The sequence below is a fragment of the bacterium genome, assembly GCA_031082185.1.
GTDB lineage: Bacteria > Sysuimicrobiota > Sysuimicrobiia > Sysuimicrobiales > Humicultoraceae > VGFA01.
The window spans coordinates 275,169-291,455 of sequence record JAVHLI010000001.1 but is presented as its reverse complement, the minus strand read 5'-3'; the positions used below and the strand labels follow the sequence as shown (position 1 = coordinate 291,455).

Sequence of the window (16,287 nt, the reverse complement as noted above, 5' to 3'; positions counted from 1 at the left end):
CTGCTCAGTAGCCCGCCACGCCCAGGTCCCGGCACGCGGCCACGATCTCGGGGTGAACGTACCTGCCGTCCACCTGGAGCGGCTCTCCGTCCAGGTGAATCGTGGGACCGGGCAGCACGCAGTCGGTATGCGCCGCGGCCTTCCATCCCGTCGCCTTCATCTGTTGACCTTGCGTCCCGATCCCCATGGTGAAGCAGCCGAACATGCGCTCGTCCTCGACAATGCGCCCGGTCGGCTTGGTCACGCCGGGGTTGAAACCCAGCGAGTAGTGCGCCACCCGGTACATGTTCGGGTCGTTGAACGCTGCCAGCCACCGCTCGTAGACCCGCGCTTCCGCTCCACCGTCCAGGCGCTTCACGATCCCCGATTCGATCGTCAGGGTCACGGGAGATCGAACGAGTCCCACTTCCGCGGGCGGCCATATGGTGCCGTCAACCACCAGACGGCCGCTGATCGTCTCCTCCAACGGGCACCAGGAGATCTGGCCTCCAAGCATGATCGGCTCGCCCGGCGTGTCGGCCAGCTTGCCGGAGTGACGGACGAACCGTCCGCCGTTGTCCGCTGAGAGATCCGTGCCGGCCGCGTTGGTCAGCCGGACGACCCTGGCCTTCGCGACCAGGGCCAGCAGCTTCTCCCCCAGCGCGATCACCCCGGGATAGTCAATCTGGCCAACCGACCTCACCAGCAGATCCACGTCCACACCCGAAAGGCAGATGTAGCGCGCCCCGCGCTCCATGGCGTGGTGATAGGCGTTGGAGTACAGCAGGTAGCCCACCGCGTACTCAATCCAGACGTCGCTGTCCGCGATTGCGGCGGCGACAGGCCGCGGCGGCTCCTGGCCGCTGCCCAGCTTGGTCGGATACCACAGGACCACGGGCACCGCGCCCGCCGCGTGAGCCGCGCTTGCCGTGGCCTCCACCACGCGGGGATCGCTGCTCGTATCCGCGGTGATGGTCACCGACTCGCCCGGCTTCGCCAGCATGACCTGCTCCACCAGCTTGCGCGCGGCCCCCGCAACCTCGAACGACAGGTATTCCCTCAACGCCTCGGTTCCCAGCGCGAACTCCATGGCAGCGCCTCCTCAGGATGCTATTCCTTCGAGAGGCCCGGCGCAATCCACCGGCCTCCCGCAATGACCATCTCGCCATCAAACCACAGATCGGGTCGGGGCAGCACGAAATCCTGGTGATAGTCGGCAACCACTGTCCCGCCCATGTGGCTGCCGTCACCAACCGCGAGGTGCACCGTGCCCTTGATCTTCTCGGCCTCCACCGTGATGTCGGTCCGACGGGCGTTGGGATTCGTGCCGATGCCCAGCTCGGCGAGCGTCCGCCGCGGCTGCGCATCATCGCCCCGGCAGGCCAGGTCGAGGATCTCGGAGATCTCCGATCCCACACCGCCGCCTCCTTCAAGAGCCGTAACCTCGCCGCGCTCGAAGTGGATCGTCATGGGCTCGACCAACCCCGCGTGCCACCCGGGCTCCACCACGAGCAGGCCGTGCGCCGTATCTTCCAGCGGTGCGCAGTACGCCTCGCCTGCCGGCAGGTTGCCCCAGGAACCCCTTGCGGTGTACATCCCGTCGTCGCTGCGGCCGTCCCGGCCCTCAACGCTGAACTCCACGTCGGTGCCTGCCGGGGTGGTAACGCGCACCTTGCTGGCGGCGGTGATCAGGCCGGCCAGCGCACGCGTGGAGAAAGCCACCCTTTCGTAGTCCACCGCCATCGGCCCGTCCGGATAGAGCATCTCCGGAAGGAACCGAGGCATGCTGGCCACCCGCGCGCCCCGGCGGCACGCCTCCTCCCGGGCCTCGGTGTGCGACAGGGAGAAGGAGGTGATGGCAAGAACCACGTCGGCCTCCGCCATGGCCTGTGCGGCCTCCTCGGGCGGCTCGACGCCGCTTCTCCCGGTGGAAGGGAACGTCAGAAACCGCACCTTGCCTCCGGGGAGGTGCTCGCGCGCGAGGTCCGCCACGAGACGGGCCAGGTATGCCCGCCGGAGCATGGCCTCCACCTGGTCCGACCCGATTTGCCCCCACTGCTCCGGCGTGGGAACGTCGGTAACGACGAGCACGCGTTCACCCGGGCGCACCCCCATGTTCACCCGCAGCATCGAGAAGGTGCCGGGCGCGATTGCCGTGCGATCAATCCATGCCACTCGATCCACCTCCGTGCAGGCCCGGTGCGCCGAACGCCCGGTCGTAAAGGATGCACCTCGCGTGGTGGTCCGGCCCAACCGGCATGAGCTCCGGGACGACCCGTTCGCATCCTTCAATGCGCGCGTAGCACCGCGGGTGAAAGGAGCACCCAGGCGGAACGCTGGCCGGGCTGGGGATCTCACCGCCCAGCGTGATCTTCTCGGGTATCAGCGCGCTCTCCTCATCGGACACGGTGGGAATCGCTGACAGCAGCGCCCGCGTGTATGGGTGCTTCGGGTCGCCGAACAACGCGGCGACCGGCGCCGTCTCCACGACCTTGCCCAAGTACATCACCGCAATGACATCTGCCACGTTCCGCACGAGGCTCAAGTCGTGAGAAATAACAAGGTAGGTCAGCCCCATATCGCGCTGGAGGCGGCGCAGCAAGGTGATGATCTTGGCCTGGACGGAGACGTCGAGGGCCGAGGTGGGCTCATCCAGAACGATGAACTTGGGATCAAGGGCCAGGGCGCGTGCAATCGCGACCCGCTGGCGCTGGCCACCGCTGAGGGAATGCGGATACCGGAACATGAAGTCCTGTGACGGGAGCTCCACGCGCTCGAGGAGTTCGCCCACCCGACGACGGCGCTCGCCGGGCGTGCCTACCCGGTGAATCAACAGCGGCTCCTCGATGATCTCGTTGATGCGCCGGCGTGGGTTGAGCGAAGAGGCCGGATTCTGAAACACGATCTGCATCTTCTGACGCACGGGCCGGAGCGCCCCGTCGTCAAGCGTCGTGATCTCGCGGCCGTCAAATGTGACGCGCCCCGAGGTGGCCGGCAGCAGCCGTAGGATCACCCTGGCAAGGGTGGTCTTTCCCGAGCCGCTCTCGCCGACCAGGGCGAGCGTGGCTCCCTCCTTTATGGACAGGTTGACCCCGTCCACCGCCTTGACCTCTCCCACCCTGCGGCGTAGGAAGCCCTGGGTAATGGGGAAATGCTTGACGACCGCCTCGGCCTCAACGAGTCCCATCACCCGCTCTCCTCGCCGGAGCCGCTTCCCTCGCCGGAGCCGCTCTCCTCGCTGGAGCCGCTGTCTTCGCGGGAGCCGAGGAGGTGACAGGCGACCCAGCGATCGGTCTCGGCCTCAACCAGGAGCGGACGGCGGAGGCGGCAGATCTCCATGCGGAAAGGGCAACGGGGCTCAAACCGGCAGGCGGGCGGGGGGTTGACGTAGTCGGGGATGCGCCCCTCGATTCCCTCACCCATCGTCCCGGTCAGGCGCGGAACGGCCGCCAGAAGCCCCTGAGAGTAGGGATGGAGCTGCCTGCGGAAGACCTCGGCTGCCGGCGCCACCTCGGCGATTTCGCCGCCGTACATGACGTAGATGCGATCCGAGACGAGCCGCGCCACCCCCAGGTTGTGGGTGATGTACAGCACCGACAGGCCCCCGGTGCGGACCAGCTCCCGCACCTCCAGGAGGATCTGGTCCTGCACGGACACGTCGAGCGCCGTCCCCAACTCGTCGGCGATGAGCAGTTCCGGCCTGCCCACCAGCGCGAGGGCGATGAGCACCCGTTGGCGCATGCCCCCGGAGAGCTCTACCGGGTACCGCCCGAACGTGCCCTCCGGATCGGGAATCCGCACCAGGCGCAGGATCTCCAGACACCGTTGATGGACGGCCCCGGTGACGCGGCGTCCTATCGTCGCGCTTCGGGCACCCTGCCACAGCACCACGTCGGTGAGCTGCTCGCCCACGGTGAACACGGGGTTCAGCGCCGTGGACGGATCCTGGAAGATCATGGCAATCTGCCTGCCGCGAATCCCGTGGAGATCCTCCTCCGGCAGGCGCAGCAGATCGCGGCCCTTGAACGCGATGCTTCCTGAGACTATCTCGGCGTTGGGGGGCAGCAGACCCAGGATCGCCTTGGCGGTGATGGACTTCCCGCACCCCGTCTCGCCCACCAGGGCCACCGTCTCGCCCTCGTGGATCGTCAGGCGGACGCCGTTGAGGACGCGGGCCCGCCCTTCGTAGGTGCGCATGTGGATTCCAAGATCCTGGATTGCCAGGAGCGGCTCCGTCGCGCTCACGAGCCCGCCTGCCACTGTTCGATGTGCACGTCAAACACGTCGCGCAGGCCGTCGCCAAGCAGGTTGAAGCCGAGGACCGTCAAGAAGATTGCAAGTCCGGGAAAAGTCGCGGCCCACCAGTACCCGGGGAGATAGAGGCGCCCCTCCGCGATCATGGTTCCCCACTCAGCGGTGGGGGGCTGCGCGCCCAGGCCCAAGAAGCTCAGTCCCGCGGCCGTCAAGATCACGAAGCCCATGTCCAGCGTGACCTTGATGAGGATCGTGGACCACGCGTTCGGCAGAATCTCTCGAAAGGCGATCCGCAGCGGGCCCGCGCCCAGTCCGCGGCTGGCCTCCACGAACTGCTCCTCCTTGAGCGACAGAACCTGACCGTACACCAACCGCGTGTACCAGGGCCACCAGGCAAAGGCGATCGCGATCATTGCGTTTGTGAGGTTGGGGCGCAGCGCCGCGGTAACCGCCAGGGCCAGGGCAATGGGAGGAACCGCTAGGAAGACGTCGGTAACCCGCATGATCGCATCACCCAACCGGCCTCCCCAATAGCCCGCGATCAGCCCCAGCGGGATGCCGACGGCCACGGCGATGGCCAGCACGATGATGCCCAGCGATACCGAGATGCGGGTTCCGAACAGCATCCGGGAGAGGATGTCCCGTCCCGCATCGTCAGTTCCCAGTGGGTTCTTCAGCGAAGGGGGGCGCAGGCTGTTCTCGAAGTCCACGAATGACCCGGCGTGCTGGGGGTGCGGAGCGAGAACCGGAGCGAACACAGCGCAGACAACGATCGCAGCCACGATGCCCAGGCCCGCGACCGAAAGGGAGGATTGGCGGAAGCGGAACCACATCTTCCCCCACTCCTGGGCGCGGGCAACCTTCGGCTCGCCTTCCGGGCGCGATTCAGCAATCATCCCTCACCGTACCTGATCCTTGGGTCAATGTAGCCATAGAGGATGTCCACGAACAGGTTGGTGACCGCGTATGCCACCCCCACCACCAGGGTCACGGCGATGACGCCATTGAAGTCCTTGGCGAGGAGGGTGTCCACGCCGTAGAACGCTAGGCCTGGCCAGGCGAACACCCTCTCTACCAGGAAGGCGTTCCCCAACAGGAATCCGTAGCTCAGGCCGATGATGGTCAGCGTGGACGTGAATGCGTTCTTCAGCAGGTATCTGTAGATGATCAGGTTGGCCGGGAGCCCGTACGATCGCGCGGCCAGTGCGTGGTCGCGCCTCATCTCCTCGATCATGCTGGCGCGGATCAGGCGCATGATCTGAGCCAGGGTCCCGACAGAAAGGGCAAAGGCCGGCATGGCAATGTGCTTCAGCGAGACGATGAACGCGTTGAAGTCGAGTGTCAGCAGGCTGTCCAGCAGATAGAGACCGGTAATCTGGGTGGCGGGGGCCGGTCCGCGCCCAATCGTGGGCAGCAGCCCCAGATGGTAGGCAAAGGCAATCTGGAGAAGGATCGCGAGCCAGAACCTGGGCAGCGCCACCCCAGCCAGGGCCACCACCCTGTTCAAGTGATCCTCCAGGCTGTCCTTGCGGACGGCGGCGCGCACCCCCAGGGGAACCCCCAGGAGTATGGCCAGGATCATAGCCAGGGTCGTCAACTCCAGCGTCGCCGGGAAGAAGTCTTTGAGATCTTGGGCCACGGCGCGGCGCGTGAGCAGGGAGTATCCAAAATCCCCGCGGAAGAGACCCGAGACGTACGCGAAGTACTGTACGTGCACGGGCTTGTCCAGCCCCATCAGGCGGCGCAGCTGCTCGATCTGCTCGATGTTCGCCTCGGGCCCCAGGGCAAGCCGGACCGGATCCCCGGGCATAACCCTCGAGATGACGAAGATGAGGATCGACAGACCCACCATCACCGGCACCATGTGGAGGATCCGCCGCAACACGTACGTTCGAAATCCCATAGACCTACCCCCACGAGGGGGTGGCTGACGCCACCCCCTCGTCGGCTCTACCGTGCAATTGTGAAATCGTAGAACGCGCAATCAAACCCGAGCAGCCCCACGTAGCGATACCCCTTGACGTAGTCGCGGAAAGCGATGCGGTGGAGAGGGTTGGCGATGTAGATGCTGGGAGCATCCTTGACGATCAGGGCCTGCGCCTCCTTGTAGAGCTTCATCTGCTCTGCGGTGTCCACCGAGCGGCGCGCCTGCTCGAGAATCTTGGTGACGGCGGGGTTCTCGTAGAAGCTCATGCAGCGGAACGAGCCCCAGCAGCTCGGGTGGTACAGGCCGTAGGTATGGCTGTCAACGTGAGGGTACTTCAGCGTATCAAAGACCGCCGTAATGTGCGGGGTGGTCTCCACCTTGGCGGCGCGTTCCACCACCCGTCCCCACGGCTCACCGATGATCTCCGTCTTGATGCCGATCTCCTCAAGGTTGCTCTTCAACAGCAGACCGATCAGCCGCTCCATCGGCACCCCGGTGATCCACAGGTACTCGAGCGTGATCTCCCCGGGCTTGAAGCCCGCCTCGCTCAGCAGTTGCTTGGCCCTGGCCACGTTTCGACCGAAGGTGACAATCGAGGGGTTCCACCCGGGCACCTTGACGGGCACCGGCCCCTTTGCCTTGGTCGCGCCTACGAAGATCTGCTGGATGGCGATGTCGTAGTTGAACGCATAGGATATGGCCTGGCGCACCTTGACGTTGTCCAGCGGCGGCTTCTTCGTGTTCATCAGGAGGTGGAAGAGCTGGACGCTGGGATCCTCCTTGACAACGATTCCAGGACTCTGCTTAAGCTCCAGGAAGCTGGGCGGTGAGAGCCACTGGTTCACCATGTCCGCCTGTCCGGCTATGATCAGCGTCTTGACCGTGGCTTCCTCCAGCACGGTCTTGTAGAAGACCTTGGTAATCTGGCCAGGCTTCCAGCCGCGCCAGTAGGCGTCGAAGCGTGCCATTACCATCTCGGTGGCGCGCTCCCACTTCTCCATCCGGTAGGGCCCTGATCCCGCGTCCTGCCGCTCGAGGAGGCCCGCCCCATAGTCCCCAAACTCCCCGTACGGGCCGGGGCGCAGGTTCGCCATGATCAGGTCCTTGTCCATGACGAACAGAAGGAGCATCGTCCCAAGGAAGGGGGCGTAGGCTTCCTTCAGTTGAAACCGCACGGTGTAGGGGTCCGCGACCTTCGCGCTCCCGGGCTCGAGCACGGGAGCCCAGACCCAGAAGAACCCGCGCTTTATGCGCAGCACGCGGTCCATCGTGAAGACCACGTCCTCGGCGGTCATCTCGCGCCCGGTGTGGAACTTGACTCCCCGGCGGATCTTGAACGTGTAGGTCTTCCCGTCAGGGGAGATGGTCCACGACTCCGCGATGTGCGGCCTGGGCTCCATCGTTCCCTTCTCGACGTTCGGATACAGCAGCGGGTCGTAGAGGTTGATAGCCGATTGTAGGCTGCTCTCATCCACGGCCCCTGCCGGGTCAATCGCCGTGATGATCTGCTGCTCGATGTAGGTGAAGGGAACCTCTCGGACTTGAGAGGAAACCGATGCGGGAAGCGCGATCAGGGCCACGGCCACGATCGCCGCGAGTGTAGTCGCCAGATGTCTCTGTCGTATCACCTAGATCACCTCGCTTCGCGTTGAGTTTGCAGAGCGCGTGCTTCGGACATGGGAGGACCGCCGGGAGGCGGGCTTCCCAAGAGGAGTAGCGATATCCTGCCGGCCGCCTGCCGGACCTCATTGACCAGGTCCTGGAGGCGTTCATCGGAGAACCGCTGGGCAGGGCCGCCGATGCTGACAGCGGCGACCACCTCCTTCCGTGAGTCCACGATGGGAGCGCTGATCGCGGCGACCCCGTCGTCGAACTCCCCCACCGTGAACGCGTATCCGTCGTGGCGAATCCGTGCGAGGTCTCGGAGCAACCTGCTCTTGCTGGTAACCGTACGCGCGGTGTGCCGTGGGAGTCCCCGGGCGATCACCTGCTGGATCAGGGGCTCGGGTTGAAACGCCAGGTGGAGCTTCCCGGCGGCACCCGCGTGCCAGGGAGTGATCCTTCCCAGCCGAAAGCTCACCCGGATCTGCTGCGGGCTGTCAACCGTGTCGAGGCAGATCACCCCGTCCCGGCTGGGAGCCGTCAGCACTGCCGACTCGCCGGTGCGCTCGGCAAGGTCCAGCATGGTTGCGCGTGCGACCTGGCGGACGTCAAAACGGTGGAGCACGACGCTTGCGAGTTCGAGCGGCTTGGTCCCGAGCGCGTACCGTCGGTCCTCAGACTGCATCACGTAGCCGTGCCGTTCCAGCGTCCGCACGAGACGGAACACGACGGCCTTGCTCAGGCCCGTTGCCCTCGAGAACTCGCTGATGCCCAAACTGGCGTTCCCGTTTCCGAGAAGGTCCAGCAGCGAAAGCGCCCGGTCTACCGATTGAACCAAGTGCCACGCGCTGGAGCGCTTTGCCTGGGCCCGGCCTATGTTTCGCATTGTGAAACCCCGTTTCTATTCTGACAGGTCCTTCGGTGCCGAAAGGGTAAACCCTCCCACCATGGAACTCCACCAGCCATGGACGGCGTGACCGGACGGGTGCGGCTGCGCGGCGGCCGCGAGGAACGGATCGAAGCCGGACACCTCTGGGTCTATGAGGGAGAGATCGGCCTGGTCGAAGGCCGACCGCAGGCCGGTGACGTCGTGGACGTCTGCACCCCGCGCGGGCGGTTCCTCGGCCGCGGCTACTTCAACCCGCGGTCCAAGATCCGCGTCCGTATCCTGACCCACCAAGAGGAGCCCATTGACGATCGGTTCCTGGGACGCCGCCTGGAGGCCGCGATCGCCCTCCGGGAACGGGTCGTCTCCGGGACCAGCGCCTACCGGCTGGTCTTCGGAGAGGGCGACCTGCTGCCTGGGTTGATCGTGGACCGCTACGGCGACGTGCTGGTAATGCAGACGCTCACCGCGGGTGTGGAGCGCCGCCGGGATGTACTGGCAGAGCTGCTGGTGGCGCTGCTGGAAGCCCGGACCGGCGCCAGGACGGTCTACCTCCGCAACGACGCGCGGAGCCGCACCCTGGAAGGGCTCCCTCTCTACCGGCAGTTCGCCCGCGGGGAGTCCTCGACGCAGATCGAGATCCAGGAAGGCCCGGCCCGCTTCCTGGTTGACATCGCGACGGGCCAGAAGACCGGATGGTTCTGCGACCAGAGGGAGAACCGGCTGGCCATCGGCCCATTTGCGCGCGGCGCACGGGTCCTCGACGCGTTCTGTTACACAGGCGCGTTCGGGATCCACTCCGCCCTGGGAGGCGCCGCTTCCGTACTCGGTCTGGATGCCAGCCCCGAGGCCGTCGCCGCGGCCCGTGCCCACGCCGAGATGAACGGTGTGGGAGAACGCTGCCTCTATCAGGAGGGCGATGCCTTCGATGCGATGCGGGACCTGGCGCAGTCAGGAGAGCGATACGACCTGATCATCTTGGATCCCCCGGCGTTCGCCCGCAGCAGGCACGCCGTGCCGAAGGCGCTGGCCGGGTACAAGGAGATCAACCTCAGCGGTCTCCGGCTGCTTCGACCCGAGGGGTTTCTGGTGAGCTGCTCGTGCTCTTGGCACGTGGACGAGCAGACGATGTGGTTGACGCTACTGGAGGCCGCACGGGACGCGGGGAGGGAGATGCGCCTGGTGGAGTTCAGGTCCCAGGCACGGGATCATCCCATGCTGGCCACGATGCCCGAGACCCGTTACCTCAAGTGCTTCCTGCTGCAGGCGTTCTAGGGCGCCGCTACCGGCGCCGGCCCGAACGAAAGGAACAGCTTCTCCAGCGCAAGCCGCGCGTTCACGTTCCGCCGCAGCGACTCCTTCGCCGCCTCGACCGCCTCGATGCGCGCGCTCAGCATCGCCTCACCGTACTCCCCGGCCAATCTCGCGATCTGGGACTGCCGGTCGCGGTTGACCAGCAGCGCGGGCTCCTGAAGCTGCTTCCATACCAGCAGGTCCCGGTACCACAGCACGGCCAGGTCCAGCAGCTCCAGCAGCAGGTCGCCTTCCTTGCCCTGCGTCTCCTTCGCCAGCGCCTGCGTCTCCTTCACCAGCGCATCCGCAGCGTCGAGCCGGACGAGCAGGTCGCCCTCCTCCAGCGCGGGCAGCAGATCCAGCAGCCGGTCCCTCGCTGCCAGCCGTTCCTCAGATTTCTCCCATTCCAGCGCGCGGCCCAGCCGGCCGTCGGCCAGCGCGGAGAGCACACCGGCCCGTCCCTCGTCAACATGCCACCGCTCGACCAGCGCCCGCTCGATCTGGTCGGCCCTCAGGTAGGTGCACCGCACGAGTTGGCAGCGCGACACGATCGTAGGCAGCAGCGCCACGGCGGACTCGGCGATCAGGATGAAGGTGATCCGCGCCGGCGGCTCCTCCAGGATCTTGAGCAGGCTGTTGGACGAGTTGGGGTTCATCTTCTCGGCGTCGGCGATGATGTAGACCTTGCGGCGGCCCTGGTAGGGCGGGTACGCGGCATCCTGCCGCAGGGCGCGGATCTGGTCGATCGGGATGTCCTTGCCCTTGTAGTCCTTCTCGGGTGCTTCGAAGAACCTGTCATTCGCAACGTCGAGAATGCGCACGTCGGGGTGGTTGCCCGAGACGATCCGCCGGCACGGGTCACACTCGCCGCACGCGTCGCCGTCCGGCCGATCGCAGTTGAGGAACTGCGCGAACGCCAGCGCCAGCGTCCGCCGCCCCACGCCTTTGGGCCCTACCAGAAGGTAGGCATGCCCAACCTTCCCGGCGCGGACCGCCGACCGGAACAGGAGGATGGCGTGATCCTGGTTGACAACGTCGCGAAATGCCACGCAGCCCTCCGGTCCTAGACGCGCTCCATGCGCTCAACGTTCAGCACGAAGGTGATCGCGCCTCCGACTTCCACCTTCACCGGATACGTAACGTAGGAGTCCACCGGTTCCACGACCGGTGGAATGGGCGTCATCAACTGCTCGCGCCGTTGACAGACGCGCCGGACTACCTCCAGCACGGCCTCAACTTGGCCGTCGTCCACGCCGGTGAGGATCGTGGCGTTCCCCGCGCGGAGGAACCCCCCAGTGCTGGCCAGCATCGTTGCCTGCACGTCAACCTCGGTGAGCGCATCAATGAGCCGACCGGCGTCCTGCTCCTGGGCGATCACGAGCACCAGCTTCATGTACACCACCCCCGGCGGTCCAGCAACTGCCGGACCGCGTCCACCAACGCGGCGTGAACCTCTTCAGCGGGCAGGGTACCGTCCACGACCACGAATCGCGATGGCTCTTCGCGCGCCAGTTGGAGGAATCCTGCGCGTACCCGCCGGTGGAACTCCAGCGTTTCCTGCTCCAGGCGGTCGCCGCGACCGCGGGGGCCTTCCTTGCCATCGGCGCCCCGGGCGCGGGGCAGGCCGACAGATGGGTCCAAATCCAGAAGCAGGGTGAGATCGGGAACCAGGCCGCGCGTGGCGACCTCGTTCACCCGGCGCACGACCTCGACCGGAAGGCCCCTGCCGTATGCCTGGTACGCGACGGACGCATCCACAAACCGTTCGGAAAGGACGCAGGTGCCCGCCTCCAACGCCGGCAGCACCACCTCACCGACGTGCTGCGCCCGGCTCGCGGCGAACAGCAGCATCTCGGTCTCGGCGGACATCTCGCGGTGGCGCTCGTCGAGGAGCACCGCGCGGATGGCCTCGCCGATCGCGGTCCCACCGGGCTCCCGTGCCAGCACTAGGGGGATGACCCCTCGAAACCGTTCGTGCAGCCGGTGGGCATGGGTGCTCTTGCCCGCGCCCTCCGGGCCCTCGATCGTGATGAAAAGGCCGCGTCTGCGAATGGGGTTCGGGGGATTCGTCACGGCGGCTCCGCCTACTTAGGATATATGACCACGCGCCGGTGCGGCTCTTCGCCCTGGCTCTCCGAAGGAAGGCCGTAGCGCTGGACGAGCTGGTGCTGCAGCCGCCGGATGTACGAATTCTGCGGAGACAGCTCTACGGAGCCCGCGGACTCGAACACCCGTGCTATTGCCTCCTCAACCTCGGTCAGCGCCGCTTCGTGATCGGCCGGCTCCTCCGGCACACCGAAGACCTCTCGGAGGAACTGCTGGACCTGCGTTACTGTATTGCTGCGCAGGATGTGCACCGGCATCCCCCGCATCGCCGCGTCCCTCAGCCGTTTGGGCTGCCGCTTCTCCTGTGACTTCAGCGTCAGCACCATGTCCGCCTCCCCAAGCGACCCTACGATGTACGCCGGGACGCGGAGTTCGCGGATCGCCCGCTCCAGCCGGTTCTGGCTGACCGCGTACGGGAAGATGCGCACGATCTGGCGTCCGGACCGCGCCGCGAACGGGCCCTCGGGTGTCCAGGACTGGGCGGGTGCCGGAGTGGGTGGTGATATCTTCACGTCGCCGCCGGCAGTCCGCGCGCGCAGCTCCGGATGTGGCACAACACCCCGCAGGTACCTGTCCACCACGGTGGCGACGTCACGGTGCACGGCCAGGCGGTCCTTATCCTGGATCTCGATCAGCACGTCGAAGGTCGGTGGGGCCTTGCGCTCGAGCACCGTCTTCTGGGTACCGCGCCGGCGGGCTTCCTCGTCCGAAAGGGTCACCGCCTGGATGCCGCCCACCAGGTCGCAGAGGGTTGGGTTCTGCAGCAGGTTGTCCAACGTGTTGCCGTGCGCGGTGGCGATCAACTGAACGCCCCGCTCTGCAATCGTCCGGGCCGCCAGCGCCTCGGCCTCGGTACCGATCTCGTCAATGACCACCACCTCGGGCATATGGTTCTCGACCGCCTCTATCATCACGGCGTGCTGCAGCGCCGGTACCGGCACCTGCATCCGGCGGGCGGCGCCGATGCCCGGATGAGGGATGTCCCCGTCGCCGGCGATCTCATTGGAGGTGTCCACGACCACGACGCGCTTGTGCAGTTCGTCCGCCAGCACCCGGGCGGCTTCGCGCAGCAGGGTGGTCTTGCCCACGCCCGGCCGGCCCAGCAGCAGGATCGAGTGCCCGGACTCGATCACGTCGCGCACGATGTCCACCGTGCCGATCACCGCCCGGCCCACCCTGCAGGTCAGGCCGATGATCTCGCCCTGGCGGTTGCGGATTGCGCTGATCCGGTGCAGGGTGCGCTCGATGCCGGCGCGGTTGTCCTTACCGAAGGACCCGACCCGCTCGGTGACGTATCGCAGCGTCTCGCGCTCGACGAAGGCCTCGTCCAGGGCCAGGACCTCGTTGGGAAAGCGGGCCTCGGGCCGCCGTCCCAGGTCGAGCACCACCTCCAGGAGCTGGTCGAGGCCAGGATGCTGCTCCAGTGCGGCCCGCAACTGGACCGTCAGGACTTGTAGGAGCAAGTCGAGGTTGTCGGTGATGCGGGTCTGGCGGCCGGTCACGGGGGCTCCATCATTGGTCGGTTCTCATTATATGAGCGCAAGGCATCCTAGAACAAGGTCGTCTGCGATGGCGGTTCGATTACCTCCCGGACCTCTTCGCCGTCATCGAAGATGCTTATCTCACCGAAAACGCCGTCGTAGCCCGGAGCGATACGCACCCGGCCCTCACGCACCCGCCGGAGGCCCTCGGCGACGCGCAGCGTGGTGTGCCTGCGCACCTCCTCGACCGGCGCGTCCAGCAGGACGTTGAACTCGCTCCCGAAGGCGCTGCAGAGCTTGTAGTACTCTTCCCGCACCCCGACGGTCCCAGGCCTGGCGCCGACGGCCTCAGCGATGATCTCCTCCAACGGAACCAGGTTGCGGTACGGCACCGCGCCCTCGGGCACGAAGCCCTCCTCGCGATCGGCCAAACGCTCCACGCGGTGCAGCACCCCGACGGTCGGCGGCTTCCCGCACACCGGACACTTGCCGCCGGCGGCGATGGTCTCCTTGGGCGTCATGCGGCGGTTGCAGAGCCGGTGGCCATCGTAGTGGTACTTGCCCTCTTCCGGGAAGAACTCAATGGTGTACAGCAGGCGCGAGAGGTCCTTCTCGCGGAGGGCACGCATGATCTCGATGTAGTCGGGATCGCAGGCGAAGACGTTGGCCTCGCGCCCCAGCTTGGCCGGCGAGTGCGCGTCGGAGTTGCTGAGAAGAACAACGCGGTCCAGCTCGGACAGGCGCCAGTTCATCGCCGGGTCACTGGACAGTCCGGTCTCCACGGCCGCGACGTGCTTGAGCTGGTCGCCGAAGCACTCGACCATCGAGTCGAACCCGGACATGCTGCCGTACAGCGAGAACCACGGCGTCCACGCATGGGCGGGGGAGACCATGCAGTCGGGTGAGATTTCCATCAGGTACTCCACCAGGCGGTCGGACGGCAGCGTGAGCGTCGGCCGCCCGTCGGCCAATAGGTTACCGAAACGCCCCAGCACCGCGTTGATCCGCTCCACCACCTCGAAGGAGGGCGCGAAGAGGATGTTGTGGATCTTGCGCAGCCGGCCCCCGGCCGAGTAGATGCTCGATACCTCCGCGGTGAGCATGAAGTGCACGCCGTCGTGAACGTACAGCCCGCGATCGTTGGGCTCGAGCTTGTCGCGCAGCTCGCGCAGCCAGACGGGATGCGTGAAGTCACCGGTACCCAGCACCGTGATGCCCTTGAGCTTGGCCCAGCGCGACATGTTCTCCACGTCCATGTCACGGCTGGTGGCCCGGCTGTAGCGGGAGTGCAGGTGAAGGTCGGCAATCAGGCGCATCGGAGGCTAGGAAGCGCTCCAGGTCCGGGCGGGCGACGGCGCGCCGCCGTCGGACCACACCGAAAGCATCGCCGCGCCCAGCGCGGCCAGCACCGTGGGCGCCAGGCGCAGGTCGCGCAGACCCGCGCGGACCGCCGAGACGAGCACGGGCCGCAGCAGGCGCGACTGGTACTGCGTGTCGCCGTGCTCCTCTACCGCGCGGCGCAACCCGCTGTCCCCGGCGAGCTCGCGGATGATCGTGCTGATGTGCCGGTCGGAAAGGCGGTTGAGCGCCCCCCGGGCGATGGTTGTGAACAGAATCTCGCGGCCGAACGCGGCGCGCCACTCGCGCTCGTATCCCGCCAGCGCCCCCCGGGCGCCCCTGTCGGACGCCTCGCCCGCGTCGGACGCCGCGCCCCTGTCGGACGCCGCACCCGTACCGGATGCCGCGCCCGCGCCGAGGTAGCGGGCCGCGGCCCGGCCGGCGATCTCACCGGCCTGCATCGCGAAGTAGATTCCCCCGCCGCTGGTGGCCTTTACCTGACCTGCGGCATCGCCGATTACGAGCATCCCGTCGGCGTAGGTTGGGCGGCGCCGGCCCAGGATGGGGATCCGGCCGGCAAGCCTGCGCACGATCTTGGCGTGCCGCAGACGCGGTGAGGCGGTAGGATGCACCGTCCTCAACCCCTCAAGGTAGTGAATCGGGGCCCGGGTGGCCCACCGTGGATCCACCGCCACACCGAGGCGGCCCCTGCCGCCGCCGGTGGGCATAAACCAGCCAAAGAAACCCGGGGCGACGTTCCAGCCGAAGTACAGATCGGGCGCGTCCTCCTGCTCGATCGCGGCGCCCTCCAGGTCGTACTGGAGGCCGTGGACGAGAGCCCTCCGGGGCGCGAGGCCCAGCTGTGGAGGCAGGACCGGGGTGGCACCCTCGGCGTCAATGACCAGAGGAGTTGTTATGACGAGCCGCGTGCGGCCCCGCTCCACCTCGACCCGCAGGCCACCGTTGCGTACCACGGTGCGGGCACGCGCCCCCACGATCACCTCCGCCCCTGACAGCGACGCCTGCTCCGCCAGGTGCCGGTCGAGCGCGGCTCGGTCCACCAGGTAGGAGTCCACCGAAACACGGCGCACCCTGGCCACGGAGCCGTCAGGAGCATGGAGCGCTGCGCCCCGCAGCTCGTTCTGCGCCAGCGATGAGAGCAGGCCGAACCGTTTGAACGCGTGCGCCGACAGCTTGCCGGTGCAGTGAACCGGATCCCCGACCTCCGGGTGCTCTTCCAGCAGCACCGTGCGCAGGCCGAGCGCGGCGCAGGTCCGTGCCGCGGTAGAACCCGCGGGCCCGGCCCCGACAACCAGAACATCACAGATCATGCTGCCGGGTTCGTGCCGCCGTTTGGGCTCTCCTGCCGGCAGGCCTACGCCGCTGCGCGCCGAACCTGCATCATTGCGGAGGTTCACCAC

General features: G+C 66.8%; 15 protein-coding genes. 1 reads left to right on the top strand and 14 read right to left on the bottom strand.

Annotated features, from left to right (window positions below):
* Positions 1-4: 4 nt before the first annotated feature.
* Genes RDU83_01510 through RDU83_01475 form a run of 8 tightly spaced genes read right to left on the bottom strand, consistent with a single transcriptional unit; the run spans position 5 to position 8,648 of the window.
* Positions 5-1,069: a hypothetical protein gene (locus RDU83_01510; GenBank protein MDQ7839687.1), complete on the bottom strand. Its 1,065-nt coding sequence runs from the start codon at positions 1,067-1,069 to the stop codon at positions 5-7.
* A gap of 20 nt (positions 1,070-1,089) precedes the next feature.
* Positions 1,090-2,154, bottom strand: a complete 1,065-nt coding sequence (locus tag RDU83_01505) for a hypothetical protein (GenBank protein MDQ7839686.1) — start codon at positions 2,152-2,154, stop codon at positions 1,090-1,092.
* On the bottom strand, positions 2,141-3,166 hold the full coding sequence (locus RDU83_01500; protein ID MDQ7839685.1) for an ABC transporter ATP-binding protein: 1,026 nt from the start codon (positions 3,164-3,166) through the stop codon (positions 2,141-2,143). Before RDU83_01500 ends, RDU83_01505 begins: the two co-directional genes overlap by 14 nt.
* On the bottom strand, positions 3,166-4,224 hold the full coding sequence (locus RDU83_01495) for an ABC transporter ATP-binding protein (protein MDQ7839684.1): 1,059 nt from the start codon (positions 4,222-4,224) through the stop codon (positions 3,166-3,168). The genes RDU83_01500 and RDU83_01495 overlap by 1 nt, the downstream gene beginning before the upstream one ends.
* On the bottom strand, positions 4,221-5,129 hold the full coding sequence (locus RDU83_01490; protein MDQ7839683.1) for an ABC transporter permease: 909 nt from the start codon (positions 5,127-5,129) through the stop codon (positions 4,221-4,223). The genes RDU83_01495 and RDU83_01490 overlap by 4 nt, the downstream gene beginning before the upstream one ends.
* Complete coding sequence (locus tag RDU83_01485) at positions 5,126-6,136, bottom strand: ABC transporter permease (protein MDQ7839682.1); 1,011 nt, start codon at positions 6,134-6,136, stop codon at positions 5,126-5,128. Before RDU83_01485 ends, RDU83_01490 begins: the two co-directional genes overlap by 4 nt.
* 47 nt (positions 6,137-6,183) lie before the next feature.
* Positions 6,184-7,788, bottom strand: coding sequence for an ABC transporter substrate-binding protein (locus tag RDU83_01480; GenBank protein MDQ7839681.1), 1,605 nt, complete (start codon positions 7,786-7,788; stop codon positions 6,184-6,186).
* Between the two features lie 5 nt (positions 7,789-7,793).
* On the bottom strand, positions 7,794-8,648 hold the full coding sequence (locus RDU83_01475; protein MDQ7839680.1) for an IclR family transcriptional regulator: 855 nt from the start codon (positions 8,646-8,648) through the stop codon (positions 7,794-7,796).
* A gap of 78 nt (positions 8,649-8,726) precedes the next feature.
* Between RDU83_01475 and RDU83_01470 the strand changes: the two genes are divergently transcribed.
* Positions 8,727-9,923, top strand: a complete 1,197-nt coding sequence (locus RDU83_01470) for a class I SAM-dependent rRNA methyltransferase (protein ID MDQ7839679.1) — start codon at positions 8,727-8,729, stop codon at positions 9,921-9,923.
* On the opposite strand, the gene holB is transcribed toward RDU83_01470, so the two are convergent.
* From holB to RDU83_01440, 6 genes are read right to left on the bottom strand one after another with little or no spacing between them, the layout of a single operon-like run.
* Positions 9,920-10,990, bottom strand: coding sequence for a DNA polymerase III subunit delta' (gene holB / locus RDU83_01465; protein ID MDQ7839678.1), 1,071 nt, complete (start codon positions 10,988-10,990; stop codon positions 9,920-9,922). The genes RDU83_01470 and holB overlap by 4 nt on opposite strands.
* Before the next feature lie 14 nt (positions 10,991-11,004).
* Positions 11,005-11,334: a cyclic-di-AMP receptor gene (locus tag RDU83_01460; protein ID MDQ7839677.1), complete on the bottom strand. Its 330-nt coding sequence runs from the start codon at positions 11,332-11,334 to the stop codon at positions 11,005-11,007.
* Positions 11,331-12,014, bottom strand: a complete 684-nt coding sequence (gene tmk, locus RDU83_01455) for a dTMP kinase (protein ID MDQ7839676.1) — start codon at positions 12,012-12,014, stop codon at positions 11,331-11,333. The genes RDU83_01460 and tmk overlap by 4 nt, the downstream gene beginning before the upstream one ends.
* A gap of 11 nt (positions 12,015-12,025) precedes the next feature.
* Positions 12,026-13,549, bottom strand: a complete 1,524-nt coding sequence (locus RDU83_01450; protein ID MDQ7839675.1) for a R3H domain-containing nucleic acid-binding protein — start codon at positions 13,547-13,549, stop codon at positions 12,026-12,028.
* A 47-nt stretch (positions 13,550-13,596) separates the two neighbouring features.
* A complete protein-coding gene (locus RDU83_01445) occupies positions 13,597-14,844 on the bottom strand; it encodes an endonuclease Q family protein (GenBank protein ID MDQ7839674.1) in 1,248 nt (415 codons plus the stop codon).
* 6 nt (positions 14,845-14,850) lie between these two features.
* Positions 14,851-16,284, bottom strand: a complete 1,434-nt coding sequence (locus RDU83_01440; GenBank protein MDQ7839673.1) for an NAD(P)/FAD-dependent oxidoreductase — start codon at positions 16,282-16,284, stop codon at positions 14,851-14,853.
* Positions 16,285-16,287 lie beyond the last annotated feature (3 nt).